The organism is Photorhabdus sp. RM323S (assembly GCF_042879375.1).
Classification (GTDB): domain Bacteria; phylum Pseudomonadota; class Gammaproteobacteria; order Enterobacterales; family Enterobacteriaceae; genus Photorhabdus; species Photorhabdus tasmaniensis.
In genome coordinates this window covers 1-539 of record NZ_JBHFKZ010000190.1, presented here as the reverse complement: position 1 = coordinate 539, position 539 = coordinate 1, and the positions used below count along the sequence as shown (strand labels likewise).

The following is a 539-nucleotide window of genomic DNA, read 5'->3' as shown; positions in this document are numbered from 1 at the left end:
ATAAACGGACGCCAGATTAATAATAAGCTTCCTTTTGTATTTCCCTTCTTTATCTTTCCGTTGCCAGCATTAATAAATGATATTCTCCCACCCGTTATTAACCTAATCTCATCTACAGAGTTCATTGCTAATTTAAACCAGCCGACAGATGTATCAGCCGGGACTAACATAACGACCGACTGTGATTGCTTCCTGCATTGCTCTGCGGCTTTTAGTATCCACGGCGATATATTAGAATACGGCGGGTTAACCCAGATTGCTCCATAACTCACCCAATTACATTCAAGCGCATTATCTCGTTCCGTGAGATAATGAGCACATAGTGTATTCTGAATATCAGCGGCAGCATCAAGATAAAAGCCAAATTCGAGGTCTAATGCTGTGAATATTTCAACTGGGGTTTGCCATCTGTCACGTAATTTTTTCGGCGTGTTACTACCTCCAAAGTCTGTCATTATTTAATTTCCGGTGCCGCTGGATGAATAAATTCAGCCCACGACAACACTTTTTCATTTTCTTCTATATCATCATAATAGTAT

Annotated in this window: 1 protein-coding gene; it reads right to left on the bottom strand. The window is 40.1% G+C overall.

What is annotated here, in order from left to right:
• The coding region (locus ACGF7G_RS22610) for a phage N-6-adenine-methyltransferase (protein ID WP_387468531.1) at window positions 1-455 on the bottom strand (455 nt) is incomplete at its 3' end.
• Window positions 456-539: the final 84 nt, after the last annotated feature.